Genomic DNA, 24,953 nt, shown 5'->3' with positions numbered 1-24,953 from the left:
TGCCGGTGACGTCGGTCCGACCGGACTCCGAGAGCCAGGAGAGCGCGCGCGAGCGGGCGCTCTCCTGGCTCCGTCAGGTGTCCGGGGAACTCTCCACCGCCACCATCAAGCGGCTCGAGGACACCCTCCCCTGGTACAGCGAGATGCCTCCGGGCCGACGCTCCGCCGTGGGGCTCGTGGCCCAGGCGGGCATCACCTCGTTCATCAGCTGGCTCGAGGGCACCGCGTCGACCCCGTGGATCGCCGCGGCGGACGTCTTCGGCTCCGCGCCGCGGGAACTCCTGCGCTCGGTGAGCCTGCAGCAGACGCTCCAGCTCATCCGCGTGGTCGTCACCGTGGTCGAGGAACGCGCCAAGGACGACGAGATGCTGCAGGAGGCGATCCTCAAGTACTCGCGGGACATCGCCTTCGCGGCCGCCGACGTCTACGCTCGCGCGGCCGAGGCCCGTGGGCTGTGGGACGCCCGGCTCGAGGCCCTCGTGGTCGACTCCATCCTGTCGGGCGAGTACGACGACGAACTCCCGTCGCGCATCGCGGCCCTCGGCTGGCACGGTCACGGCGAGGTCGCGGTCCTGGTCGGCAACGCGCCGAAGCAGCTCGAGGTCGACCAGATCCGTCGCACGGCCCGGCACATGGACGCCGACGTGCTCATCGGCGTGCAGGGCTCCCGCCTCGTCGTGGTGATCGGCCGTGCCACGCCGCGCGACGACGTCCCCGAGGGCGAGGAACCGGTGTCCTTCACCGCCATCGCCCAGGCGCTCGAGCCCTCGTTCGGCGAGGGACACCTCGTGCTCGGCAACGAGGTGCCCGGCGTGGTCGACGCGTCCACCAGCGCGAAGGGCGCCCTCGCCGGCTTCGCGGTCGCGCGGGCCTGGCGCGGGGCTCCTCGTCCGGCCCTGGCCGACGACCTGCTCCCGGAGCGGGCCCTCGCCGGCGACCCGCTCGCCCGGTCCGCCCTCGTGCAGCGCATCTACGTGCCGCTCAAGGACCAGTCGACGGAGCTCCTGCAGACGCTCTGGTGCTACCTCGACACCGGCCGGTCGCTCGAGGCCACGGCGCGCGAGCTGTTCGTGCACCCGAACACGGTGCGCTACCGGCTCCGCCGCGTGGCGGACATCATCGGGTGGGACGCCACGCACGCGCGGGACGCCCTCATCGTGCAGTCGGCGCTCATCCTCGGCGCCATGTCCGAGTCGACCGCCGGTCGGCGTCGCATCCCGCACCGCCGGTGAGCGACGTCGTATGCCGCATCGTCGCTAGGAAATGCACAATGTCGAGCGGTCATCGCTGTGGGAAGCCCACACGGGTGCGGCGCGGGCCGACGGGCAGGATTGTCCGGTGATCGTCGTCGTCGCGCCCGGACAGGGCTCCCAGACCCCCGGCTTCCTCGCCCCCTGGCTCGAGGACGCCACCGTCCGTGACCGCGTGGGGGCGTGGTCCGAGGCCATCGGCGTCGACCTCGCCGCCCACGGCACCGAGTCCGACGCCGAGACCATCAAGGACACGGCGCTCGCGCAGCCGCTCATCGTCGCCGCCGGTCTCATCACGGCCGACGCCCTGCTCGCCGACGGCCGCCGTGCCCTCGTGGGCGGGGTCGCCGGCCATTCGGTCGGCGAGTTCACCGCCGCCGGGGTCGCCGGGATCCTCGAGCCGACCGACGCCGTCGCCCTCGTCGCCGAACGCGGCCGGGCGATGGCGGACGCCGCCGCGCTCGAGCCCACGTCGATGGCCGCCGTCCTCGGTGGGGACGCCGATGCCGTCGCCGCCGCGCTCGAGGCGAACGGCCTCGTCCCCGCGAACCACAACGGCGGCGGTCAGACCGTCGTCGCCGGTCCCGCCGACGCGATCGCCGCCCTCGCCGCCGACCCGCCCGCGAAGGCCCGCGTGATCCCCCTCGCCGTGGCCGGTGCGTTCCACACCCGGTACATGGCGTCCGCCGTCGAGCGTGTCGCCCCGGTCGCCGCCGCCGCGACCGTGCAGGACCCGTCGCTGCCGATCTGGACGAACGCCGACGGTTCCCGTGTCGACGACGGTCGTCGATTCGTCGACCTCATGGTCCAGCAGATCCAGAGCCCCGTGCACTGGGACGCCGTGATGGAGTCCTTCGCGGCCGCCGGTGTCACGGGCATCATCGAACTCGCACCCGCCGGTGCCCTCGTCGGCCTGGCGAAGCGCGGTCTGCGCGGGACGCCGACCGTCGCGATCAAGACCCCCGACGACCTGCCCGCAGCGATCGACCTGCTGCAGAGCGCGGGCCAGGAAGCAGACGCAACCGCATGACCGACGCCCCCATCCCGACCACCGCGACCGAGGGGACGGAGCCGACCCGCGCCTCCCGTCCGCTGCTGCAGCAGCGCCGCGGCCACGAGTTCACCCGCATCCTCGCCTTCGGCGCCGCCCGCGGTGAGAACGCCGTGCCGAACGACGACCTCGTCGGGCCGATCGACTCCTCCGACGAGTGGATCCGCCAGCGCACCGGCATCGTCACCCGCATGCGCGCCGGCAAGGACGTCGAGGCGGTCGACCTCGCCGAGGCCGCCGCGCTCGACGCGATCGCCAAGGCCGGCCTGACGCCGGACCAGATCGGCGTCGTGCTCGTGAGCACCGTGACCCACACCGTCGCCACGCCGTCGATGGCGTCGCTCCTCGCCGAGCGCATCGGTGCCGCCCCCGCCGCGGCCTACGACATCAGCGCCGCGTGCGCCGGGTACGCGTACGGCATCGCCCAGGCGGACTCGTTCGTGAAGTCCGGCATCGCCGACCACGTGCTGGTCGTCGGTGCCGAGAAGCTCAGCGACATCGTCGACCCGACCGACCGCTCGATCTCGTTCCTGCTCGGCGACGGTGCCGGAGCGGCGATCGTCGGCCCGAGCGACTTCCCCGGGATCGCCCCGACGATCTGGGGCTCCGACGGGTCGAAGTGGGACGCGATCGGCATGACCTCGACCTACAACGAGTGGGAAGCGGGGGCCGCGCGGCCGACGATACGGCAGGCCGGTCAGACCGTGTTCCGCTGGGCCGTCTGGGAGATGGTCAAGGTCGCCCGCGAGGCGCTCGAGTCCGCCGGCATCCAGCCGTCCGACCTCGCCGCGTTCGTGCCGCACCAGGCGAACATCCGCATCATCGACGAGTTCGCCAAGCAGCTCGGCCTGCCCGAGTCCGTCGTGATCGCGCGCGACATCACCACCACCGGCAACACCTCCGCCGCGAGCATCCCGCTCGCCACGCACCGCCTGCTCGAGGAGAACCCCGAGCTCTCCGGCGGCCTCGCCCTGCAGATCGGCTTCGGCGCCGGCCTCGTCTTCGGCGCCCAGGTCGTCGTCCTCCCCTAGCCCATCCCGGCCACGCACCCGCGCGGCCACCCTCCGACGAGCCTCCGGGCACGCGACCGCTGCGTGCCCTAGGCTGGTCCACGGTCAAACGACACCCCCTCAAGGAGAATCCCCATGGCCCTGTCCAACGAAGAAGTCCTCGCCGGCCTGGCCGAGCTGATCAACGACGAGACCGGCATCGCGACCGACACCGTCGCGGCCGACAAGTCGTTCACCGACGACCTCGACATCGACTCGATCTCGATGATGACCATCGTCGTCAACGCCGAAGAGAAGTTCGACGTCAAGATCCCCGACGAAGAGGTCAAGAACCTCAAGACCGTCGGCGACGCCGTCGACTACATCGTCAAGGCCCAGGCCTGACGCGAGCTTCCTGAGCGCCGCGGCCCCGGCGGACCGACCGCGGGCCGCGGCGCTCATCTCGTCCACCGGACCGACCCTCGTCGGTCCACACAGGTCCGGCGTTCGTCGGGCCGCCCCGGTCCGGCGTTCGTCGGGCCGCCCCGGCTCCGTCCGGCACCGCCACGAGCGGTCGGACGTCCTCACGAAAGAACACGTCGTTCCATGACCAACAAGACCGTCGTCGTCACCGGGATCGGTGCGATCACGCCCCTCGCCGCGACCGCCCCGGACACGTGGGACGCGCTGCTCGCCGGCACGTCCGGCATCACCCGCATCGAGGACCCGCGCTACGCCGAGCTCGAGCTCCCCGTCGAGTTCGCCGGCCAGGCGCGCCGGTTCCTCACCGACCAGCTCACCCGCCCCGAGTCGAAGCGCCTCGACCCCTCGTCGCAGCTGTCGCTCGTCGCCGCGCGCGAGGCCTGGGCCGACGCCGGCATCGACGCCGAGACCGTCGTCCCCGAGCGCCTCATCGTCGACTGGGCCACCGGCATCGGCGGCGTCAACACCCTGCTCGACGCGTGGGACACCCTGCGTGAGAAGGGCCCCCGTCGCGTCCTGCCGATGACGGTCCCGATGCTCATGGCGAACGGCCCGGCCGCCGCCATCGAGATGGAGTTCGGCGCCCGCGGCGGCGCCCGTACCTACCTCTCGGCGTGCGCGTCCTCGACCGAGTCCCTCGCCGAGGCCTACCGCCACGTCGCCACCGGCGAGGCCGACATCGTCATCACCGGCGGCGCCGAGGCCGCCCTGCACCCGCTGCCCCTCGCGGCGTTCGCGTCGATGCAGGCGCTCTCCCGCCGCAACGACTCCCCCCAGACCGCATCGCGTCCGTACGACGTCACGCGCGACGGCTTCGTGCTCGCGGACGGCGCCGCGGCGCTCATCCTCGAGACCAAGGAGCACGCCGAGGCCCGCGGCGCGACGATCTACGCCGAGGTCGCCGGCGCCGGCATCACCTCGGACGCGTTCCACATCACCGCGCCGGACCCCGAGGGCAGTGCTGCCGCCCGTGCCGTCCTGCAGGCGCTCGAGCACGCCGGTGCCGCGCGCGAGGACGTCGTCCACGTCAACGCGCACGCCACCTCGACCCCGGTGGGCGACGTCGCCGAGTACCACGCCATGCGCCGCGTGTTCGGCGACCACCTCGACAACGTCGTGGTGTCCGCCACGAAGGCGTCGACGGGGCACCTCCTCGGTGGTGCCGGTGCGATCGAGGCCGCGTTCACGGCCCTCGCGCTGCACAACCGCGTCGCGCCGCCGACGATCAACCTCACCCAGCAGGACCCGGAGATCGTGATGGACGTCGCCACGGCGCCGCGCGAGCTCCCGCAGGGCGATCTGCTCGCGGTGAGCAACTCGTTCGGGTTCGGTGGGCACAACGCCGTGGTCGCGTTCCGGAGCGTCTGAGTCCGGTCTGTCGGGTCCGCCCGCCGTGTCCGTTGGGTCCGTCCGTCGGTCCTGGAGGCCCGTCCCGCGTCGTCGGGGCGGGCCTCCGTCCGTCCCTGGTCCGGTCCACCGCCGCGAAAGCGACAGTCTGGCGGCTCGCCCCCACGTCGCTGCCGCCGAAGCGACGGTCTGCCGCCGCAACGGGGCGGCAGACCGTCGCTTTCGCGAAGCGGCGCCGGCCGCCCCGGCAGCGGCTACGTCACGTCGGAGGGCGCGACCCGCGGCCGGACGCACGAACGCCGCCCCGAGGGGCGGCGTCCGTGACGGAGGATCGGGCGCGACTCAGCCGACGCGGTGCAGCCAGACGACCGGGTTGCCCTCGGCGGCGTGGCGGAACGGTTCGAGTTCGTCGTCCCACGCCTGACCCAGGGCGAGTCGGAGCTCGCGGTGGAGTTCGAGGGCGTTGCTCCCCGCCACCTCCATCGCGTAGCGGACTCGGTCCTCGGGGACGACCATGTTGCCGGTGACGTCGGTCTGCGCGTAGAACACCCCGAGGTCGGGCGTGTGCATCCAGCGGCCGCCGTCCGACTCGGAGGCGGGTTCCTCGGTGACCTCGTACCGGAGGTGCTCCCAGCCGCGCAGGGCCGAGGCGATCGCCGCACCCGTACCGACGGAACCGGTCCAGGTGAACTCGGTCCGACGCGCGCCGTCCTGTGCGGGCTGGTCGAGCCACGAGAAGTTCACGGCACGGCTCATGGCGCGACCTGCCGCCCATTCGACGTGCGGGCAGAGCGCGCGTGGTGAGGAGTGCACGTAGAGCACCCCGGTGGTCGTTCCGTTCACGATTCCTCCGATTCGTCAGGTGCGACTTCCCCATCGACCTGAACTGGAGGTTCTCGTTTCGGAACCATCGATATCCGATTGTGATGTCCTTGCGGACACGCCCATTATGCAGGCTGCGCGCTGGGAACACCAGGCACCGCGACAGAGTCAGTGGAAGACGTGCCCCGACGCGTCGAGCGGGTGCCGCTCCCCCGCGGTGACCGGCACCGGGATCCGGTTCTCGGCGGGCGGGATCGGGCAGGCGAACTGGTACGAGAACGCGCACGGTGGTAGGACGAGGAGGTTCCAGTCCAGCTCGACGTCGGCAGCGACACCGGGGTCGTCGAGGTACAGGAACCGGCCCATCGAGTAGGTGCTGCCGGGATCGTCCTCGGGCAGGGCGCTCGTGGCGTCTTGCACGATGAGCTGCAGTCGTGCGGCGCCTCGGAAGGCCGCGGAGCGGACCGCCACCAACCGGACGGCCGATCCGCCCAGGGTGGTCTCGACGTGTCCGGCGACCTCGAGCGGATCGCCGGCTGCGTCGACGACGCTCGCCGCGCCTCCTGGGACACCCGGCGTGTACCTGCCGGACGTGACCCACGCGGCGGAGTGGTCGAACCGGGCGATGCGTGCGAAGCGGGCGATCGCGTCGGACGCCGGGTCCCACACGCGCAGCGTGCCGCGGGAGACGGTGCCGGCGAGGCCGTCCGGGAAGGCGACCACCGACGGGACGACCGCCTCGTCGCCGGCGACGAGCACGGTGCCGTCCACCGGGTCGCCGTCGACGACCACCCCGTCACCCGCGTCGGCGGTGACCGTGAGGCCGCCGGGTGCCGGTGTCCACTGCCCCGGGACCGGCCACACGGGCTGGGCGTGGTCGACACGCTGGGCGTTCACGAGCGCGAGCGGACCCCGAGGGCTGGTCGCCCAGCGGTCACGGTCGGCTCGGTGCTCGTCGAAGGCGGTCACGACTGCTCTTGGCGGGGGTAGATGACCTTCTGGACGATGATGATCACCGACGCGGCGACCGGCAGGGCCACGAGTGCGCCGAGCACCCCGCCGATGGTCCCGCCCGCGACCGCTGCGATGACGACGAGGGCGCCGGGGACCTGCACGGCACGCGACATGATCCGCGGCGAGATCACGTACGCCTCGACCTGCATGTACACGAGGTAGTAGATCGCGGCGGCGAGGGCCGTCGCGGGCGAGGCGAACAGGCACAGCAGCGAGATGACGATTGCTGACGCGAGCGTCCCCACGAGCGGGATGAGCGACCCGAGGAAGGCGAACGAGGCCAGCAGCACGGGCAGCGGAGCACCGATGATGAGCAAGAACACCAGGCTGAGGATGCCGTTGATGAGCGCCTGGGAGATCTGCCCGACGACGTAGCGACCGACCGCCTGGGTGATCTGCTCGCTGACGTCGATGAAGTTCTCGCGACGGGACGCCGGGACGAAGCGGTAGGTCATCGACTTCATGCCGCGCATCGACGCGAGGAAGTAGAGCATCAGGATGATGACGATGACGGCGCCCGTGAGACCGGTCAGGATCCCGCTGCCGACCGCGAGGATCCCGCCGCCGAGGCTCAGCAGGTTGCCGGGGTTCTCGACGAAGGACTGCACGGACTGCAGCGCGTGGTCGATGTCGAACGACCCGGACAACTGGTCGGAGAGGTTCTGCACCCACTCCTGCCTCGAGATGTCCTGCACGATGTCGGGGAAGTTCTGGATGAGGTTCGTCGCCTGCTGCACGAGGATCGGCACGACCGCGAACACCACCCCGGCGAACGCGGCGAGGACCCCGACGACCACGACGGTGATGGCCACCCAGCGCGGCACGAACCGTTCGAGGAAGGACACCAGCGGGTCGATGCCGAGCGCCAGGAACAGCGCGACGCCGACGTAGACGAGCACGGTGGAGAGCTCGTTGACGATCGCCCCCGCGACGACGGCGACGAGCACGCCGAGCGCACCCATGAAGCCGATCCGGAAGGCGTTCACGCGCACGCCGGTGCCACCACGGGTCACCTCGAACGTCACGTTGGGCGTCGGGCTGTGGTCGTCCTGTTGCTGCTGCGCGTCGCGCTTCCTCGGGAGGTGCACGCGGGGCGGGTGCGGTCGCTTGCTGTTGCTCGAACCCGCGTCGGCTTTTGACATGTAGGGCGGGCGGGACTTGAACCCGCGAATCGTTCGGTTATGAGCCGACTGCCTTGACCAGCTTGGCTACCGCCCCGTGCCGGGGACCGTCAGGCCACCGGTTCCCCACGATACAGCGACTCGAACGTCGAGAGCGTGCGGTTGATGTCGTGTGCCTCGATCATCGCCAGGCTGCGGTCGCGCATCGTGACGTAGTCCTCGTCCGACGCGGTCAGCACCGCCGTGAGCTTCGCCGCGAGGTCGTGCTCGTCGCCGGGGGTGAAGAGGTACCCGTTGCCGTCGATGAGGTGCGGGAGCGCCATCGAGTCCGCCGCGACGACGGGGAGGCCGGAGGCCATGCCCTCGAGCGAGGCGATGCTCTGCAGCTCGGCGGTGGAGGGCATCGCGAACACGGTCGAGTTGGTGAGCGCCTGCTGCTTGACCTCGTCCGAGACGAAGCCGAGGAACCGGACGCGGTCCTCGAGCCCGAGCTCCTTCGCCTGCTGCCGGAGCTTGGGGATCATCTCGCCGTCGCCGACGATCGTCAGCGTGGCTCCGAGCTCGGACGGCAGCAGCGCGAGGGCCTTCACGAGGACGTCGAGGTTCTTCTCGGGTGCGACCCGACCGACGAAGACGATGTCGTTGTTGGCAGGCCGCCCCTCGCGTGCGACGTACCGGGTGGCGTCGATCCCGCACGAGATCGCCAGGACCCGCTGCCCGGCGATGGCCCGGCGCAGGTAGTCGGCGGCGAGGTTCGTCGGGGTCGTGATCGCGTCGGCGAGCCGGTAGGTCTTGGCGGCGTCGTTCCAGGCGATCTTCACCGCGATCGGCACCGTGCGCTTGCCGAACGGCGTGTACTCGAGGAGGTTCTCGGGCATGAAGTGGTTCGTGGCGATCACCCGGATGCCGCGCGCGTGCGCCTCGGGCACCATGCCCCGGCCGACGACGACGTGCGACTGGATGTGCAGGACGTCGGGCTGGAACGCGTCGAGGATCGGGGCGGTCCACTTCTTCACGCTCCACGGCCACACGAAGCGCAGCCACGCGTGCAGCGGCCACTTGTAGGACTTCAGGCGGTGCACGACGAGGGTCACGCCGTGGAGCTCCTCGTCGAAGGTGCCGTAGTGGCGGCTCGCCGCCGGGGCGACGATCTGGACCTCGTGCCCGCGCTCGGCCAGGCCGACGGCGAGCTGCTCGGCGAAGGTCGCGGCTCCGTTGACGTCGGGTGCGAAGGTGTCCGCTGCGATGAGGACGCGCAGCGGTCGTCGACCGCCCGTCGCACCCGTCGGTCCGGCGGTGGCGGTGGTGGCGTCGTCTGACACGGCTGGCGTCGTCCTCTCGTGGGCGATTGCTGGTCGTTCGACGACGCTACCGCACGCCGCTCGGGCAGCGCGTCCGCCTCGCGGTGGACTCCGTCACCCCACGGGACGACGGCTCAGGAGCGGGTCTGCGGGTGATGCTTGGCGAGGAGGAACACCCCGGTGATCGCGATCGCTGCGGCGACGACGAAGCCGAAGACGGCGAAGACCGGGGCGCCGGCGGCCTCGCCGAGGACGATCACCCCGATGCCGACGGCGACGATCGGGTCGATGACCGTCAGCCCGGCGATGACGAGGTCGGCCGACCCGCTCGAGTACGCGTTCTGCACGAAGTACCCGCCCAGCGAGGCGGCGACGACCACCCCGACGATCGCGAGCACGGTCAGCCAGTCGAACGTGCCGTTCACGAACCGGTTGAGCACGACCTTGGCCAGCGTCGCGACGAACCCGTAGAGGACGCCGGCGCCGACGATGTAGTACAGCGCGTTCTTGTGCTTCGCGACGAGGCGGAACGACACGAGCACGAGCACAAGCACCACGGCCAGGATCACGAGCACGGTGACGAGCTGTCGGCTCGTGATCGCGCTCTCGTGCCCGACGAAGGCCGCGATGCCGACGAAGATGCCGACGCCGACGATGCACGTCCAGACGGCTCGCCGTGCCCGACGGCCGAGCGGGACCCCGGAGGACCGCGACGAGAACCAGGTCGTGATCACGAGGGCCACGGCGCCGAGCGGCTGCACGACGATGAGCGGCGCGTACGTGATGCTCACCAGCTGCAGGACCACGGCGATGCCGAGCATGAGCGTGCCGAGCACCCAGTAGCCGCTCGAGACCAGCCCGACGACGTGCCGGACGCTGAGGCCCTTCGACTGCCGACCGAGCCGCGCTTCCACCCGCTGCACCCCGCGGCTCTGGAACTGCGCCCCCAGTGAGAGGAAGACCGCCCCGATGAGCGCGACGGGGATCATGAGCGCCTGGAACGGCGTGAGGTTCACCGCGTCGGGCAGCTGGAGGTCCGTCGTCACGCGTCGAGGCTACCGTTCCCCGCCGGATAACCTGGGTGAATGGCCGTTCTCCCGATCCGCATCACCGGCGAACCCGTCCTGCACGAGCGTGCAGCCGAGGTCACCGACTTCGACGACGACCTGCGATCGCTGGTCGCCGACATGTTCGAGACGATGGACCTCGCACCCGGGGTCGGACTGGCCGGCCCGCAGGTCGGCGTCGGCAAGCGGCTGTTCGTGTACTCATGGACCGATGATGACGAGGTCCTGCACCGCGGCGTCGCGGTGAACCCCGTCCTGTGGACGACCCCCGCCGTTCCCGAGGCTGTGGAGGAGCTCGACGAGGACGAGGAGTCCGAGGGCTGCCTCTCGGTCCCGGGCGAACGGTTCCCGCTCCGCCGCTCCGAGGGCGCGCTGCTCCGTGCCGTCGACGAGCACGGCACGCCGTTCGAGGTCGAGGCCCACGGCTGGCTCGCCCGCATCTTCCAGCACGAGTACGACCACCTCGACGGGTACCTCTACGCGGACCGGCTCGTGCACCCGTACGGCAAGCAGGTCGCGAAGGCCATCAGGAAGAACAGCTGGGGCGGCCCGGGCAAGTCCTGGCTGCCGGGGCGCGACCACCCCGAGGGCTGACGGCGGCGGACCGCGTCGGCTCGGGCCCGGTCAGCGGGGACGCAAGGCGAGGGCCCGGGAGGCGCGGCTCACCCCCGCCAGGCAGCGATCGCGTCCCGCAGGTGCTCGGTCTCCGGATGCCCCGGGCAGTACTCGAGCAGACCTGCCGCGACGTGCGCCTCGGCCGACGAGTCGACGGAGGCCGCCCACGGCCCGGTCCCCCGCACCGCGCAGGTGGTCGCGAGTTCCTCGAGCGTGGCGTCCCCCTCGGCGGCGTCGACCGCGGAGCGCTGCTGCGTCGACATCTCGGTGCCGGTGATCCGCTGCGCCCGGCAGTCGGTGCGCTCGTCGTCCCACACGGCGGAGTAGGTCGTGTACGTCTCGGAGCGGTCCGATGTCCCCACGTCGCAGACGAACGCGAAGACGATCGGTGCCGTGCCCGACACCGCGACGCCCGAGGTTGCGGTGGTGTCGAGCGAGTCGCCCGGCTCGGACTCCGCGCCGGTCGTGCACCCCACGAGGCCGATCGCCGCGGCCGCGACGACGCCCGCGGCGAGGGCTCGGCGCACGGTGATCACCTGTGAACGCTAACAGCTTCCGGCCATGCGTCCGCTGCGAGCTCCGACGCCACGCAAAAGGCCCCCACCCGAAGGTGAGGGCCGTGCTGCTCCCCGAGTTGGACTCGAACCAACAACCTGCCGGTTAACAGCCGGCTGCTCTGCCAATTGAGCTATCGAGGATCACTGTCCGCTGGCGAATGTCGTGCGAACAACGGGTAACAGCATAGCAGCACCCGGGAGCGACCCCGCGCATCCGCCACGCATCCCGGGCGTGCCGCGCTCAGTACCCCGCGACCGGGTCCACCACGCCGACGAAGCCCTCGCCTGCCGCGCCGAGGAACGCCACGGTGTTCACCCGCACGCGCTCGGCCAGCAGCGGCGCCACCATCTCCGGCGTGTCGGCCTGGTGCGGCGTGATGATCGCGCCCGGCTCGTCCCAGAGCGGGTGTCCGTCCGGCAACGGCTCCGGGTCGGTGACGTCGAGTCCGGCCGCCGCGATCGCACCGCTGCGCAGGGCGTCCACGAGCGCGGCGGTGTCGACCAGTCCCCCGCGGGCGATGTTCACGAGCCGTGCCGACGGCTTCATGATCGCGAACTGCGCGGGCCCGAAGAGCTTCGCGGTCCCCGAGGTCATCGCCGCGGCGATCATGACCACGTCGGCATCGGGCAGGACGTCGTCGAGCTGGTCGGTCGTGACGGTCCGGTCCGCCCCGGGAACCGGCGAGGACGACCGGCGCACAACGGTGACCGAGACCTCGAACGGCGCGAGCAGGCGGATGTACTCCAGCGCGATGCCACCGGCGCCGATGACGACCACGTTCCGGCCGTAGAGCGAGACGCCCTCGGGCTCGGTCGCCCACGACCGCGCTCGGGCACGCTTCTGCAGCACCCGCAGCGTCCCGAGCGTCAGCGCGAGGGCGTGCTCGGCGACGGGTTCGGCGTACGCACCCTTGGCCGAGGTGAAGAGCACCCGGTCGCCGTGCTCGGCGATGAGCGAGGCGAAGGCGTCGACGCCGGCGAACGGCAGCTGGACCCAGCCGATGGACGGTGCGGCGTCGAGCGCCTCGGCGAGCCCCGCGGGATCGCGAGGGTCGAGCCAGACGAGTCCGGCGGTGTCCGCCCCGAGCGGAGCGACGGTCCCACCGGCTGCGGCGACGGCGTCCTCGTGGAGGGCGGTGCCGTCCCCGGCGGGCAGGATCGCGATCGGTCCGGCGGTCGGCGGGGCGACCGGCAGCTCGGCACCCGCGTCGGTCACCACGGCCCGGTGCCCGCGCGCGCCCGACGACGAAGACGTACCCGCGCTCATGCGTTCTCCTGCCGCTCCGCGCGCGGACCGGTGCCGGCGGCGACCGGCCGACGCGGCGCCGAGGACCGACGGGGTGCGGCAGACGCCGGCTGCCGACGCTTCACCGGACGGGCCGCCGTCGACGCGAGCGTCTTGACGTAGGGGTCGACGGGGTTGTCGAGGACCTCGTCGAAGGTGCCGAGGCCGACGAGCCGGCTCTCGGCCATGATCGCCACCCGGTCGGCCAGTGCCCGGGCCTCGCGCAGGTCGCTCGACACCACGACCGCCGAGAACTGCCGGTTCCGCTGCAGGGTCGCCAGCGCCTCGAGCACCGACTGCCGCACGAGCACGTCGACGCCGCGGGCGGGTTCGTCGGCGACGAGCAGCTGGGGCTCGAGCACGAGCGCCTTCGCGAGGGCGACGCGCTGCCGCTGCCCGCTCGAGAGCTCCCACGTGTTGAGCCGCATCACCCCGAGCGGCAGGTGCACCGCGTCGACCAGGCGGGCGACGATGAGGCCGGCCTCCTTGCGGTCGAACCGGCGGTCACGTGCGTAGATCGGTTCCGCGATGGCCTCGCCGACGGTGAGGTCCGGGCTGAGCCGGTCTGCGCCGTCCTGCGGCAGGTAGCCGATGCGACCGCTGAGCCGCTCGAGCTTGCGGGACGTCGGTCGGAGCCCGCGCGTCTTCTGCCCGAGCACCGTGAGTTCGCCCCCGACGATGTGCCGACGGTGGGCGCCGTCGCCCTCGCCGGTGGTGCCGAGCTGGCCGGCGATCGCCGCGGCGAACGTCGACTTGCCGGACCCGGACTCGCCGAGCACGGCCAGGATCTCCCCCTGACGGACCGTGAGGCTCACGCCGTCGACGGCCCGGATCGCATCCGTCCCCCGTCCGCTCCGGTACTCGATCGACACGTCGTCCGCGACGACCGCCGGTCCGTTGACCGCGATCATGGGTCCCCTTCCACGCCGCCCCCTGGCGGCGGTTCGCGACGGACCGGGCTGCACCGACCGTCGTGCGTGTTGCGGTGGAGGTGACCGCCCAGGAGGCGCGGCGTGCGTCGTCGACGTCAGCCGCGCCTCCGGGAGTGGTCGCGTCGGGTCAGGACCCGGCGTTCTCCAGTTCCACAAGCGTACGCCGTCGCTCCGCCTGTTCCGCCGGATCCGGCACCGGGAGTGACGCCAGGAGACGCTGCGTGTACGGGTGCTGCGGCGAGCCGAGGACCTCGGCCGTGGTGCCCGTCTCGACCAGGTCGCCGCGGTAGAGCACGGCGATCCGGTCGGAGAGCGCGCCGACCACGGCGAGGTCGTGGCTGATGAACAGCGATGCGAACCCGAGGTCCTGCTGCAGCTCGAGGAACAGCTCGAGCACGCGCGCCTGGACGGACACGTCGAGCGCACTCGTCGGTTCGTCGGCGATGAGGAGCTTCGGCCGGAGCGCGAGCGACCGCGCGAGCGACGCACGCTGCCGCTGGCCGCCGGACAGCTCGTGCGGGTACCGGTCGCCGTAGGCCGCCGGGAGCTGCACGGCCTCGAGCAGCTCGCCGACACGCTTCCGGGCGGCACGCGGGCTCGACACCTCGCCGTGCACGACGAGCGGTTCGGCGACGCACTCCGAGATCGTGAGCAGCGGGTTGAACGAGGTCGCCGGGTCCTGGAAGACGAACCCGATGTCCTTGCGGTGCCGCTTGAAGTCGCGTTCGCGGTACCCGAGCATCTCGGTTCCGAGCACCTCGAGCGAGCCGCCGGTGATCTTCGTCAGACCGGCGATCGCGCGGCCGATGGTCGTCTTGCCGGAGCCGGACTCCCCCACGAGGCCGAGGACCTCGCCGGGACGGATGTCGAGGTCGACGCCCTTGACCGCCTTGAACGCGTGCGACCCGAGCCGGCCCGGGTACTCGATCTCGAGCCCGCGTGCGCGGACGAGCGGCTCGACGTCGTCACTGATCGCCGCACGGCGGGCGACCCCGGTGGAGGCCTCGAGCCGCGGCACGGCGGCGAGCAGGCGCTTCGTGTAGTCGGCCTGCGGCGCCGCGAACAGCTCGGCGACCGGGGCCTCCTCGACGACCTCGCCCTGGTACATCACGGCGACGCGGTCCGCCAGGTCGGCGACGACGCCCATGTTGTGCGTGATGATGACGATCGCCGCGCCGAACTCGTCGCGGCACCGGCGGAGCAGGTCGAGGATCTCCGCCTGGACCGTCACGTCGAGGGCGGTGGTCGGTTCGTCGGCGATGATCACCGACGGTTCGAGGGCGAGCGCGCTCGCGATGACGACGCGCTGCTTCTGACCGCCGGAGAACTGGTGCGGGTAGTGGTCGACCCGGGTCTCGGGATCGGGGATGCCGACGCGCCGGAGGTAGTCGATCGCCTTCGCGCGGGCCTCCTTCGCGGAGACGCCGCCGTGGGCCCGGAGCCCCTCGGCGATCTGCCACCCGACCGTGAAGACCGGGTTCAGCGCCGTGGAGGGCTCCTGGAACACCATCGCGCCGGCGGTGCCACGCAGGCTCCGGAGCTTCTGCGCGCCGACGGTCACGACGTCCGCGCCGTCGAGGAACACCGCACCGCCGAGCGTCGCCGTCTCCGGCATGAGGCGCAGGATGCTCCGCGCCGTGACGGACTTGCCCGAGCCGGACTCGCCGACGAGGGCGAGGACCTCGCCGGGGCGGACGTCGATGCTGACGCCCTTGACCGCGTCGACGGCACCGCCGTCGGTCGCGAAGGTGACGGTCAGGTCGTCGACGACGACGACCGGTTCCGTCGTGGTGTCGCCGGCCTGGAGGCGCGTGGAGGCGCGGGACTGGTTGGTCGCGTCCGTCATGCGGTCGCCCCTTCCGTGCTGGCCGTCTGCTTGCGGGACACCAGCTGCTTGAGCCGGCGTCGCGCACGCAGGCGCGGGTCGGAGATGTCGTTGAGGCTCTCGCCGATGAACGTCACGCCGAGGACGAGCACCACGATCGCGACACCCGGGAAGACGCCGGTCCACCAGACGCCGCTCGCGACGTCGGACAGCGCGCGGCTGAGGTCGTAGCCCCACTCCGCGCCGCTGGTCGGGCCGATGCCGAAGCCCAGGAACCCGAGGCCCGCGAGCGTCAGGATCGCGTCGCTCGCGTTCAGCGTGAGGATCAGCGGGAGGGATCGCGTCGAGTTCCGGAGGACGTGCCGGGTCATGATGCGCCACGGGTTCGTGCCCATCACCCGCGCGGACTCGACGAACGCCTCGTTCTTGAGCCGCACGGCCTCGGCGCGGACGACCCGGAAGTACTGCGGGACGTACACGACCGTGATCGAGATCGCCGCGGCGATGATGCCGCCCGAGTAGCTCGAGTTGCCGCCCGAGATGACGATCGACACCACGATGGCGAGGAGCAGCGAGGGGAACGCGTAGATCGCGTCCGCCACGACGACGAGGATCCGGTCGAGCCAGCCGCCGATGTAACCGGAGACCATGCCGAGCAGGACGCCGATGATGATCGACACGACGACGGCCACGATGACCACGAGCACCGCGGTCCGGGCGCCGTAGACGACGCGGCTGAAGACGTCGAAGCCGCCGACGGTCGTGCCCCAGATGTGCGTGGCGCTCGGTGCACCGGTGCGCGGGAAGCTCTGCCCGTCGGCGCCCTGCAGCTGGCCGAAGCCGTACGGGGCGATGAGCGGCGCGGCGATCGCGACGAGGAGGTACAGCGCGCAGATGACCACGCCGGTGATGAGCATGGCGCGCTGCCAGCCCGTGCTCCGGCGGAGCTGCAGCACGACGGGCAGCCGCTTCCAGAGCGGCTCGTGGCGGTCGACGAGGGAGGTGTCAGCCATCTCTAGAACCTCACTCTCGGGTCGATGAGGGCCGCGACGACGTCCACGATGAAGTTCGTCACCGCGACGATCACCGCGAGCATCGCGACGATGCCCTGGACCGCGACGAAGTCGCGGGCCGACAGGTACTGGTTGAGCTCGAAGCCGAGCCCGCGCCACCCGAAGGTGGTCTCGGTGAGGACGGAACCGCCCAGGAGCATGGCGATCTGGAGTCCCATCACCGTGATGATCGGCACGAGGGCGGGACGGAACGCGTGCGTGCGGACGAGCCGAGCCTCCCGAACGCCGCGCGAGCGGGCCGCGTCGACGTACTCGGAACCGAGCGTCCCGATCATGTTCGCGCGCACCAGGCGCAGGAAGATGCCAGCGGTGAGGAGCCCCAGGGTCAGTGCCGGCAGGACGGCGTGCGCCAGCACGTCCCCGATGATCTGGGCGTTGCCGGTGCGCAGGGCGTCGATGAGGTAGATGCCCGTCGCGCCCTGGATGTCGTCGAGGACGAGCGACACCCGCGTGGACGCGCGGTCGCCGAGCGGGAGCCAGCCGAGCCACACCGAGAAGACGAGCTTGAGCAGCAGGCCGCCGAAGAACACCGGCGTCGCGTAGGTGAGGATCGCGAGCGCGCGGAACAGGACGTCCGGCCACTTGTCGCGCATGTACGCGGCGAGCATGCCGAGCGGGATGCCGAGCAGCAGCGCGACGATGAGCGCGTAGAAGACGAGCTCGGCGGTCGCGCCGCCGTACGTGACGATGATCTCGGTGATCGGCCGGTTGTCGGTGGCCGTCGTGCCGAAGTCGCCGCGGACGATGTTGCCGAGGTACTCGATGTACTGGACGAAGACCGGGCGGTCGTAGCCCGCGGCGTGCAGGCGTTCCTGCAGCTGGGACGGCGTGAGTCGGCCGCCGACCGATGCGGTGATCGGGTTCCCGATGACGCGCATCAGGAAGAACACGAGCGTCACCAGGATGAAGACGGTCGGGAAGATGAGGAGGAACCGGACGAGGACGTACCGGCCGAGTCCGCCGCCGCTGCTCTTGGCACTGCGCTGTGCCTCGGGCTTGGTGGGGTCGGTGGCCAGTTCCGAGCTCGCCTCTGGGGTGCTGAGGGTCACGGGGACGGGTGCCTTTCGGTGCCGTTGGGGACGCGGTCACGGGGGCGCTCCTCGTGGGAACGCCCCCGTGGGCCGGAACCGGTCTTACTTGGAGAGGGTCGCGTACCGGAACTTGTACGAGGAGTCGAGGGTCAGGCCCTTGACGTCCTTGGCCGCGACGGCGACCGACTTGCCCTGCAGCAGCGGCAGCGTCGAGATCTGCGTCGCCTCACGCTCCTGCGCCTGCTCGATGAGGTCGGCGCGCTTGTCCTTGTCGGACTCCTGCTGCTCGTCGGAGATGAGCTGCTGGATCGTCGGGTCGTCGTAGTGGTTCTGCACGAAGTTGTCCTTCGTGAAGAACGGCGACAGGTAGTTGTCGGCGTCCGAGAAGTCCGGGAACCAGCCGAGCTGGTACACCGGGTAGGCGTCCTTCGTGCGCTCCTGTGCGTAGGTCGTGTAGACCGTCGACTGGATGTTCACGGTGAACAGGCCGGAGTTCTCGAGCTGGGTCTTGAGCTCGGCGTACTCGTCGTCCGACGTCGAACCGTAGTGGTCCGGTGCGTACTGGATGTCGAGCTGCACCTTGCCGGTGACGCCCGCCTTCGACAGGGTCTCCTTCGCCTTGTCGACGTCCGCGCCGCCGTCGCCGTCGCCGTAGAGCTCCTCGAAGGGTTTCGCGGCACCGGTGAGGCCGTCCGGCACCATCGAGTAGAGCGGCGAGTAGGTGTCGTTGTAGACGTCCTTGGCGAGCTTCTCGCGGTCGACGACGTCCGCCACGGCCTGGCGCACGGCCAGGGCCTTCGTCTCGTCGGCGTCCGACTGCTTCGCGCCGAACGGCTGCGTGTTGAAGTTGAAGACCAGGTAGCGGATCTCACCGCCGGGGCCGTCGGTGACCTTCACCTTGTCGTCCTTGCGGAGGTCGGCGATGTCGGTCGGCGTCAGCGAGCGGTAGGCGACGTCGACGTCGCCCTTCTGCACGGCGAGCTTGAGGTCGGTCTCCTTGGTGTAGTAGCTCGCCGTGACCTCGTCGGTCTTCGGCTTGCCCAGGAGGCCGTCGTAGTTCTTGTTCGCCTTGTACTGGATCGTGTCGTTCTCCTTGTAGGAGCTGATCGAGTACTGCCCGGCGAATGCCTTGCCCTTGACGATGTCCGCAGCCGGCGTGAGCTTGTCGGCCGAGAAGACCTGCTCGTCGACGATCGGGCCGGCGGGGCTGGAGAGCACCTGCGGCCAGGTCTGGTCGGCGTGGTCGAGGTTGAACACGACCGTCGTGTCGTCCGGCGTGTCGATGCTCTTGAGGTTGGCGAGCAGGGACTGCGGGCCGTTCTCGTTGTTGATCTTCAGCTCGCGCTCGAACGAGAACTTCACGTCACTCGACGTGAGGTCGTTCCCGTTCGCGAACTTCAGGCCCTTCTTGAGCGTCACCGTGTACGTGGTGTCGTTCGTGAACTCGCCCTTGGTCGCGATGTCCGGCTTGACGTCGGGGCTGCCCACCGGCGTGTTCATCAGGAACGGGAAGACCTGGTTCTGCACGGCGAACGAGCCGTTGTCGTACGAGCCCGCCGGGTCGAGCGACGTGATCTTGTCGGTCGTCCCGATGCTGATGCCGTTCAGGGCGGTGTCGCTCACGCTGCTGCTCGCGCAGCCGCTGAGCACCAGCGCCGTCGCTGCCACTCCGGCGCCGAGCGCGATGCCGCGCTTGCCCCACTTGGTCACGGATGCCATGTCCGATGCCTCTCTTGGTGATGAATGCAAGGGTCCTGGGCCGGAGGTGGATCGACTGTGTGCCCGGCCAGGAACGCTCATTGCTATCACCCTGTCACGGAACTGCACGAACCGAGGGAGATTTGTTTACACCGCTGTAATGCACGGTCGCGTCGCGTGATGCATCATCCGTGCGTGTCCGTGCGGCGCGTCGCGCAGGATTGTTGCGCGGTGCAACGCGGGGCTCTGCCGGCCTCGGCGGCCCCGGGCGCCCCGGCGCGCGAGCGGGCGATGTCCGCACCGCTCGCGCACGGCATCCGGCGCATTCCGCCCGCTCGAGGTCGCCGGCGGCGGTTCGGCGGGTTCGGCGTGGTTCGCCGGCTCGGCGGCTCGCCGGTTCGGCGGCTCGCCGGGTTCGCCGGGTCGCGAGCGGGCGAAAGACGGACCCCTCACGCCCGGCATGCGGCATGTTCCGCCCGCTCGCCGAGCCGCGCGCGGCGCGTCCCGCCCGCTCGGCATCCCGGCGGGCCGCCAGGGCGCCCGGCCGACAGCGCCGAGGTCGCACGAAGTGCCGCCCCCGAGCAGCCCGGCCGGCCGTTCGTGGGACCTCGGCGGCGGCCCGGCGGCGCGTCGTGCGACCTCGGCACCCTGGAGGCGCGGCGCCAGTCCGCACCGCATCCACCGGTGGAGCTCCGGTCACGTCCACCGCACGCGGGTCCACCCCGTGCGCGTGGCTGGCCCCTGGGCCGAGGTCGCACGAAGTGCCGCTCCGAGCGCTACCGAACGGCCGTTCGTGCGACCTCGGCGACACGCACGCGGCGCGTCGTGCGACCTCGGCGAACGACCCCGCGCGGGCGACCCCAGGCGAACGACCCCGCGCGGGCGACCGCGGGCGACCACGGGCGTCCGACCGCACGGCAGCCAGGTGGGCGCCGCGACCCGCCTACGGGTTCGCCGCCGCCTCGGCGTCCGCGCGCAACCGCATCCGCTGCGCGTCGATGTCCACGAGCTGCCGCTGGATCTCCGCCCGCCGATCGGCCTGCTCCGTCGGGTCCGCCCGCTGCAACTGCCCGAGCAGCGATGCCTTCCGCGCGAGCAGGTCCCGCTCCACCAACGCGACGACGATGCTCCGCGCGTAGATGGCCAGGTCCTCGTCGGTGCGGGCCGGGATCGGTGCGAGCGCGAGCTCCTGCACGAGGCCACGGAACGGCCCCGGCACGTCCTGCAGCAACCGTTCGAGCCAGTCCCCCGCGCCGATCGCGTCGACGTTCGCCACGACGGCGTCCCGCACGACGGACAGCATCGGCGCCGAGAAGGTCGCGGCCGCCGCCAACCCGAGGAGCGGCGCTCCGACGTGCCCGGGTTGCTGCACCATCGCCATCACGGCATCGCGCTCCATGCGGGTGATCGGGTCGCTCGGCAGGAGTCGGAGCCCGGCCACGGGCTCGTCCGGGACGGCGACCGCCTCGCCACCGGAGCCGGCGTGCGTGGCTGGAGCCGCGCCTCCTGAGCGGTGGTCGGTCGTCGACGCGCCCGCGCGCTGCCGGGCGTTCTCGACCGCGCGACGCACCTCGGGGATGTCGAGGCCGAGCCACTTGGCGGTCTCGCGCGTGTACGCCGTCGCGAGCGTCCGGTCGCGGATGCCCGCGACGACCGGTGCGGCGTCGCGGAGGCCGGCGACGCGCCCCTCGGCCGTCTCGATGTCGTGCGCGGCGAGCCGGCGACGGATGATGAACTCGAACATCGGGCGCTTCGTCTCGATGAGGCGCGTGACCGCGGCGTCGCCCCGCGCCAGCCGGAGGTCGCACGGGTCGAGCCCGCCCGGCGCGACCGCGACGTAGGTCTGCGACGCGAAGCGGCTCTCTTCCGCGAACGCCCGCGAGGCAGCGCGCTGCCCGGCCTCGTCCGGGTCGAACGTGAAGACGATGTTGCCGAGCTGCGAGAGGTCGCGGCTGGCCGAGTCGCCGAGCATCGGCCGGAGCACCTTGATGTGGTCGACGCCGAACGACGTGCCGCAGGTGGCGACCGCGGTGGTGATGCCGGCGAGGTGGCACGCCATGACGTCGGTGTACCCCTCGACGATCACGACCTGCTTCTGCTTCGAGATGTCGCGCCGGGCGAGGTCGAGCCCGTAGAGCACCTGGCTCTTGTGGTAGATCGGGGTCTCGGGCGTGTTGAGGTACTTGGGGCCCTTGTCGTCCTCGAGCAGCCGCCGCGCACCGAAGCCGATCGTCGCCCCGGTGACGTCGCGGATCGGCCACATGAGGCGCCCGCGGAACCGGTCGTACGGCGACCGGTCGCCCTGGCTGACGAGTCCGGCGGAGACGATCTCCTCGAGCGAGAACCCACGACCGCGCAGGTGGTCCCGCAGTGCGTCGTACGACTTCGGGGCGAAGCCGACGCCGAAGTGCTGTGCCGCCGCGGGGTCGAACCCGCGCTCACCGAGGAACTGCCGGGCCGGCTCGGCCGCCGCCGTCGTGAGCTGCGCGGTGTAGAACTGCTGCGCCGCCTCGTTCGCGGCGATGAGCCGCGCGCGGGCGTTGTAGTCGGTGCGGGGGCCGTCGCCCTCTTCGTAGTGGAGCGTGAAGCCGATCTTCGCGGCCATCCGCTCGACGGCTTCCTGGAAGGTCGTGTGGTCCTGCTTGATGACGAAGTCGAAGACGTCGCCGTCCTCGCCGCAGCCGAAGCAGTGGTACCGCCCGACCTGGGGACGGACGTGGAACGACGGGGAGCGTTCGTCGTGGAAGGGGCAGAGGCCCTTCAACGAGCCCACCCCGGCGGACTTCAGGGTCACGTAGTCGCCGACGACGTCGGCGATGTTGACACGCGAGCGGACCTCGTCGATGTCGTTCCGCGCGATCCTCCCAGCCACCCCTCGATCCTAGTTCGTGCGACCGACGTCGGCCGACCGTCACGAGACCTGTGGACAACGGCCAGGAGGCGCGGCTCGGCCCCGCCCCGCCGGCGCCGCCCCGCCGCGGGTCGCGGCCAGGGCGAAGCGCACGTGACCCGGGCCCGACCGTCAGACCGGGATGTGCACCGTCTCGCGGTCCCCGACCACGAGCCGCTTGTGCCACGCCAGCGCGCCCTGGTCGGTCAGGCTCGCCACCTGGTCGACCACGGCCCGCAACCGCCCGGCGTCGTCGGACGCAGCACGCCAGTCCGCCGCGAAGCCCGGCTCGAGGTCGGCGCTGCCGCTCGCCGCCAGGGCGTCGAGGAGCTCGGTCAGGATGCGCCGCTGGTCCTCGTACACCGGCTGTCGATCGCCCTGCGTCATGACGAACGCCGCGACGATGCCCTTCAGCACGGCGATCTCTCCGATGATCTCGGGCGGGGTCACGACCGACGCCGCGAAGCGCACGAGGGAGCCCGAGGCGTAGGACTCCCGCGTCGCCGCGGTCGCCGTCCGCGCGAACCGACCGATCAGCTGCGAGGTGAGGTTCTTCAGCCGCGCCAGGTCTCGTCGCGACCCGTCGTAGGAGGTCATCCACAGCGGCAACGAGCGGAGCCGGTCGAACGCCTCGAGCAGCTCGTCGCGGCTGAGGTCCGAGCCGACCCAGGCGTGCATGGCCGACACGATGTCGTTCTCGCCGACGCGGTCGCCCAGTGCAGCGACGTCGATGAAGCCCGCGACGACGGCGTCCTCGAAGTCGTGCACCGAGTACGCGATGTCGTCCGAGAGGTCCATGACCTGCGCCTCGATGCAGCGCTGCCGACGGGGAGCACCGGCACGGAGCCACTCGAACGCGTCGTGGTCGTCGTCGTAGAAGCCGAACTTGGTGCGGCCGGACGACGCCTCGGACACGCCCTGGGCTGCCGGCCACGGGTACTTGCAGCTGGCGTCGAGCGATGCCCGCGTGAGGTTGAGCCCGTACGGACGGTGGTCCTCGGGCTCGGCGCCGTACACCTTCGGCTCGAGCCGGGTGAGGAGCCGCAGCGTCTGCGCGTTCCCCTCGAACCCGCCGATGCCCGCCGCCCACGCGTTCACGGCCGTCTCGCCGTTGTGGCCGAACGGCGGGTGCCCGATGTCGTGCGCGAGGCAGGCGGTGTCCACGACGTCGGGGTCGAGGCCGAGCGAGTCGGCGAGCTCGCGGCCGACCTGGGCGACCTCGAGCGAGTGCGTCAGGCGGTTCCGGGCGAAGTCGAGCCCGGTCGTCGGACTGAGCACCTGGGTCTTCGCGGCGAGCCGTCGGAGCGCGCTCGAGTGCAGGAGCCGGGCGCGGTCACGGGCGAAGTCGGACCGACGGTTGCCGTGGGTCTCGGGCAGCCAGCGTTCGGCGTCGGCCGGCCCGTACGAACTCGTGGCGCTCATCCGCCGCTGTGGTGCAGCTCGGCGGCGGCGAGGACCTTGCGGAACTCGCTGTCGACGTCGCGCGACTCGAGCCAGCGGTCGGGCAGGGCGGTGCGCTTCGGGTGGCCCGCACGACCTCGGGGCCCCTCGGCGTCGGCACCGGGGTACGGAGCGTCGTGGTCGAGCTGCCCGAGCAGGTCGTCGATCTCCTGCAGGCTGGACGCCATCGCGAGCCCGGACCGGACGTCGCCGCCGATCGGGTACCCCTTGAAGTACCAGGCGACGTGCTTCCGGACGTCGCGGCAGCCGTGCTCCTCGCTGCCGAAGAACTCGACGAGCAGTTCGGCGTGCCGCTTGAACGCCACCGCCACCTCGCCGAGGGACGGCATGTAGCGCAGCCCCTCGCCGCGGAACGCCGCCGCGAGGTCGCCGAACAGCCACGGCCGGCCGAGACACCCGCGCCCGACGACGACGCCGTCCGCCCCGGTCTCGTCGACCATGCGGAGCGCGTCGGCAGCGGACCAGATGTCGCCGTTGCCGAGCACCGGGATGTCGGTGATGGTCTCCTTCAGCGTCGCGATCGCCGACCAGTCCGCGTGGCCCGAGTAGTGCTCGTTGGCGGTGCGGGCGTGCAGGGAGACGGCCGCGACGCCGGCGTCCCGCGCGATGCGGGCGGCGTCGAGGTACGTGAGGTGGTCGCCGTCGATGCCCTTGCGCATCTTCACGGTGACGGGCACGTCCCCGGCGGCGCGGACCGTCTTCGTGACGAGTTCCTTGAAGAGGTCGAGCTTCCAGGGCAGGGCCGCTCCCCCGCCCTTGCGCGTGACCTTCGGCACGGGGCACCCGAAGTTGAGGTCGATGTGGTCGGCGCGGTCCTCGCCCACGAGGATCGTCGCCGCCTCGGCCACCGTGTTCGGCTCGACGCCGTACAGCTGGATCGACCGCGGGGTCTCGGACTCGTGGTGCTGGATGAGCTGCATCGACACGGGGGTCCGTTCGACGAGCGCGCGCGAGGTGATCATCTCGCACACGTACAAGCCGGCGCCGTACTCGCGGCAGAGCCGGCGGTAGGCCATGTTCGTGATGCCCGCCATCGGCGCGAGCACGACCGGCACGTCGACCTCGATGGGGCCGATGCGCAGGGGCTTCGCCGGACGGGTCGCCGTCCCGGGTGCGTCAGTGATCGTCATACGTCTCCCAT

Annotated in this window: 21 protein-coding genes, 2 tRNA genes and 1 pseudogene; 6 read left to right on the top strand and 18 right to left on the bottom strand. The window is 71.4% G+C overall.

Annotation, left to right across the window (positions count from 1 at the left end; genetic code table 11):
• Nucleotides 1–5: 5 nt before the first annotated feature.
• From BIV01_RS03205 to BIV01_RS03185, 5 genes are all read left to right on the top strand, one after another.
• Complete coding sequence (locus BIV01_RS03205) at nucleotides 6–1,232, top strand: PucR family transcriptional regulator (RefSeq protein WP_070418720.1); 1,227 nt, start codon at nucleotides 6–8, stop codon at nucleotides 1,230–1,232.
• A gap of 106 nt (nucleotides 1,233–1,338) precedes the next feature.
• A complete protein-coding gene (locus tag BIV01_RS03200) occupies nucleotides 1,339–2,280 on the top strand; it encodes an ACP S-malonyltransferase (RefSeq protein WP_070418719.1) in 942 nt (313 codons plus the stop codon).
• Nucleotides 2,277–3,332 carry a beta-ketoacyl-ACP synthase III gene (locus tag BIV01_RS03195; protein ID WP_071301899.1) on the top strand — a complete coding sequence of 352 codons (1,056 nt, stop codon included), beginning with the start codon at nucleotides 2,277–2,279 and terminating at the stop codon, nucleotides 3,330–3,332. The genes BIV01_RS03200 and BIV01_RS03195 overlap by 4 nt, the downstream gene beginning before the upstream one ends.
• A gap of 114 nt (nucleotides 3,333–3,446) precedes the next feature.
• Nucleotides 3,447–3,695, top strand: coding sequence for an acyl carrier protein (locus BIV01_RS03190; RefSeq protein ID WP_022903951.1), 249 nt, complete (start codon nucleotides 3,447–3,449; stop codon nucleotides 3,693–3,695).
• A 201-nt stretch (nucleotides 3,696–3,896) separates the two neighbouring features.
• On the top strand, nucleotides 3,897–5,141 hold the full coding sequence (locus BIV01_RS03185; protein ID WP_070418717.1) for a beta-ketoacyl-[acyl-carrier-protein] synthase family protein: 1,245 nt from the start codon (nucleotides 3,897–3,899) through the stop codon (nucleotides 5,139–5,141).
• A gap of 321 nt (nucleotides 5,142–5,462) precedes the next feature.
• Here BIV01_RS03185 and BIV01_RS03180 read toward each other — a convergent pair whose 3' ends face one another.
• The 6 genes from BIV01_RS03180 to BIV01_RS03155 all read right to left on the bottom strand — a co-directional run bounded on the left by BIV01_RS03180 (nucleotide 5,463) and on the right by BIV01_RS03155 (nucleotide 10,424).
• Nucleotides 5,463–5,963, bottom strand: coding sequence for a DUF3145 domain-containing protein (locus BIV01_RS03180; RefSeq protein WP_071301898.1), 501 nt, complete (start codon nucleotides 5,961–5,963; stop codon nucleotides 5,463–5,465).
• 147 nt (nucleotides 5,964–6,110) lie between these two features.
• Nucleotides 6,111–6,911, bottom strand: coding sequence for a DUF1684 domain-containing protein (locus BIV01_RS03175; protein ID WP_071301897.1), 801 nt, complete (start codon nucleotides 6,909–6,911; stop codon nucleotides 6,111–6,113).
• Nucleotides 6,908–8,044, bottom strand: a complete 1,137-nt coding sequence (locus BIV01_RS03170; RefSeq protein WP_254791768.1) for an AI-2E family transporter — start codon at nucleotides 8,042–8,044, stop codon at nucleotides 6,908–6,910. Before BIV01_RS03170 ends, BIV01_RS03175 begins: the two co-directional genes overlap by 4 nt.
• Before the next feature lie 55 nt (nucleotides 8,045–8,099).
• Nucleotides 8,100–8,174, bottom strand: a tRNA-Ile gene (locus BIV01_RS03165).
• A gap of 13 nt (nucleotides 8,175–8,187) precedes the next feature.
• The gene (locus tag BIV01_RS03160; protein WP_071301896.1) at nucleotides 8,188–9,399 is read right to left on the bottom strand and encodes a glycosyltransferase; all 1,212 of its coding nucleotides are present in this window, start codon (nucleotides 9,397–9,399) and stop codon (nucleotides 8,188–8,190) included.
• Nucleotides 9,400–9,512: 113 nt separating this feature from the next.
• Entirely contained in the window at nucleotides 9,513–10,424 is a 912-nt protein-coding gene (locus BIV01_RS03155) for a DMT family transporter (RefSeq protein ID WP_175473624.1), read from the bottom strand.
• Nucleotides 10,425–10,463: 39 nt separating this feature from the next.
• Between BIV01_RS03155 and def the strand changes: the two genes are divergently transcribed.
• A complete protein-coding gene (gene def, locus BIV01_RS03150) occupies nucleotides 10,464–11,039 on the top strand; it encodes a peptide deformylase (RefSeq protein ID WP_071294837.1) in 576 nt (191 codons plus the stop codon).
• Nucleotides 11,040–11,107: 68 nt separating this feature from the next.
• Here the strand turns inward: def and BIV01_RS03145 are convergent, their stop codons facing one another.
• The 12 genes and pseudogenes from BIV01_RS03145 to dusB all read right to left on the bottom strand — a co-directional run bounded on the left by BIV01_RS03145 (nucleotide 11,108) and on the right by dusB (nucleotide 24,942).
• Nucleotides 11,108–11,596 (bottom strand): hypothetical protein, encoded by a 489-nt coding sequence (locus BIV01_RS03145; protein WP_070418713.1) that lies wholly within the window; start codon nucleotides 11,594–11,596, stop codon nucleotides 11,108–11,110.
• 89 nt (nucleotides 11,597–11,685) lie between these two features.
• Nucleotides 11,686–11,758: transfer RNA gene (locus tag BIV01_RS03140), tRNA-Asn, on the bottom strand.
• Between the two features lie 100 nt (nucleotides 11,759–11,858).
• On the bottom strand, nucleotides 11,859–12,884 hold the full coding sequence (locus BIV01_RS03135) for a D-isomer specific 2-hydroxyacid dehydrogenase family protein (protein WP_083413733.1): 1,026 nt from the start codon (nucleotides 12,882–12,884) through the stop codon (nucleotides 11,859–11,861).
• Nucleotides 12,881–13,813 (bottom strand): ATP-binding cassette domain-containing protein, encoded by a 933-nt coding sequence (locus BIV01_RS03130; protein ID WP_070418712.1) that lies wholly within the window; start codon nucleotides 13,811–13,813, stop codon nucleotides 12,881–12,883. Before BIV01_RS03130 ends, BIV01_RS03135 begins: the two co-directional genes overlap by 4 nt.
• A gap of 148 nt (nucleotides 13,814–13,961) precedes the next feature.
• Nucleotides 13,962–15,680 (bottom strand): ABC transporter ATP-binding protein, encoded by a 1,719-nt coding sequence (locus tag BIV01_RS03125; RefSeq protein WP_254791767.1) that lies wholly within the window; start codon nucleotides 15,678–15,680, stop codon nucleotides 13,962–13,964.
• Nucleotides 15,677–16,672, bottom strand: a complete 996-nt coding sequence (locus BIV01_RS03120; protein WP_070418711.1) for an ABC transporter permease — start codon at nucleotides 16,670–16,672, stop codon at nucleotides 15,677–15,679. The genes BIV01_RS03125 and BIV01_RS03120 overlap by 4 nt, the downstream gene beginning before the upstream one ends.
• Before the next feature lie 2 nt (nucleotides 16,673–16,674).
• Nucleotides 16,675–17,340, bottom strand: coding sequence for an ABC transporter permease (locus BIV01_RS20470; protein WP_441294372.1), 666 nt, complete (start codon nucleotides 17,338–17,340; stop codon nucleotides 16,675–16,677).
• 183 nt (nucleotides 17,341–17,523) lie between these two features.
• A pseudogene (locus BIV01_RS20465) lies at nucleotides 17,524–17,622 on the bottom strand (hypothetical protein); the annotation flags it as partial.
• A 243-nt stretch (nucleotides 17,623–17,865) separates the two neighbouring features.
• Nucleotides 17,866–19,482 carry an ABC transporter substrate-binding protein gene (locus BIV01_RS03110; protein WP_071301895.1) on the bottom strand — a complete coding sequence of 539 codons (1,617 nt, stop codon included), beginning with the start codon at nucleotides 19,480–19,482 and terminating at the stop codon, nucleotides 17,866–17,868.
• A 922-nt stretch (nucleotides 19,483–20,404) separates the two neighbouring features.
• Complete coding sequence (dnaG, locus tag BIV01_RS03105; RefSeq protein WP_071301894.1) at nucleotides 20,405–22,333, bottom strand: DNA primase; 1,929 nt, start codon at nucleotides 22,331–22,333, stop codon at nucleotides 20,405–20,407.
• A 150-nt stretch (nucleotides 22,334–22,483) separates the two neighbouring features.
• Nucleotides 22,484–23,773: a deoxyguanosinetriphosphate triphosphohydrolase gene (locus BIV01_RS03100; RefSeq protein WP_071294833.1), complete on the bottom strand. Its 1,290-nt coding sequence runs from the start codon at nucleotides 23,771–23,773 to the stop codon at nucleotides 22,484–22,486.
• Nucleotides 23,770–24,942 (bottom strand): tRNA dihydrouridine synthase DusB, encoded by a 1,173-nt coding sequence (dusB, locus tag BIV01_RS03095; RefSeq protein WP_070418707.1) that lies wholly within the window; start codon nucleotides 24,940–24,942, stop codon nucleotides 23,770–23,772. The genes BIV01_RS03100 and dusB overlap by 4 nt, the downstream gene beginning before the upstream one ends.
• Nucleotides 24,943–24,953: the final 11 nt, after the last annotated feature.

Origin of the sequence: Curtobacterium sp. MCBA15_013 (assembly GCF_001865095.1) — a bacterium.
Taxonomy (GTDB): Bacteria; Actinomycetota; Actinomycetes; order Actinomycetales; family Microbacteriaceae; genus Curtobacterium.
This window is presented reverse-complemented; position numbering and strand designations above follow the sequence as displayed.

Excerpts from the sequence above, each read along its gene's own strand:
- dusB (WP_070418707.1), bottom strand. The coding sequence starts at position 24,942 with ATGACGATCACTGACGCACCCGGGACGGCGACCCGTCCGGCGAAGCCC.
- BIV01_RS03130 (WP_070418712.1), bottom strand. The coding sequence starts at position 13,813 with ATGATCGCGGTCAACGGACCGGCGGTCGTCGCGGACGACGTGTCGATC.
- BIV01_RS03190 (WP_022903951.1), top strand. The coding sequence starts at position 3,447 with ATGGCCCTGTCCAACGAAGAAGTCCTCGCCGGCCTGGCCGAGCTGATC.
- BIV01_RS03185 (WP_070418717.1), top strand. The coding sequence starts at position 3,897 with ATGACCAACAAGACCGTCGTCGTCACCGGGATCGGTGCGATCACGCCC.
- def (WP_071294837.1), top strand. The coding sequence starts at position 10,464 with ATGGCCGTTCTCCCGATCCGCATCACCGGCGAACCCGTCCTGCACGAG.
- BIV01_RS20470 (WP_441294372.1), bottom strand. The coding sequence starts at position 17,340 with ATGCTCGCCGCGTACATGCGCGACAAGTGGCCGGACGTCCTGTTCCGC.
- BIV01_RS03110 (WP_071301895.1), bottom strand. The coding sequence starts at position 19,482 with ATGGCATCCGTGACCAAGTGGGGCAAGCGCGGCATCGCGCTCGGCGCC.
- BIV01_RS03195 (WP_071301899.1), top strand. The coding sequence starts at position 2,277 with ATGACCGACGCCCCCATCCCGACCACCGCGACCGAGGGGACGGAGCCG.
- BIV01_RS03120 (WP_070418711.1), bottom strand. The coding sequence starts at position 16,672 with ATGGCTGACACCTCCCTCGTCGACCGCCACGAGCCGCTCTGGAAGCGG.
- BIV01_RS03100 (WP_071294833.1), bottom strand. The coding sequence starts at position 23,773 with ATGAGCGCCACGAGTTCGTACGGGCCGGCCGACGCCGAACGCTGGCTG.
- BIV01_RS03135 (WP_083413733.1), bottom strand. The coding sequence starts at position 12,884 with ATGAGCGCGGGTACGTCTTCGTCGTCGGGCGCGCGCGGGCACCGGGCC.
- BIV01_RS03125 (WP_254791767.1), bottom strand. The coding sequence starts at position 15,680 with ATGACGGACGCGACCAACCAGTCCCGCGCCTCCACGCGCCTCCAGGCC.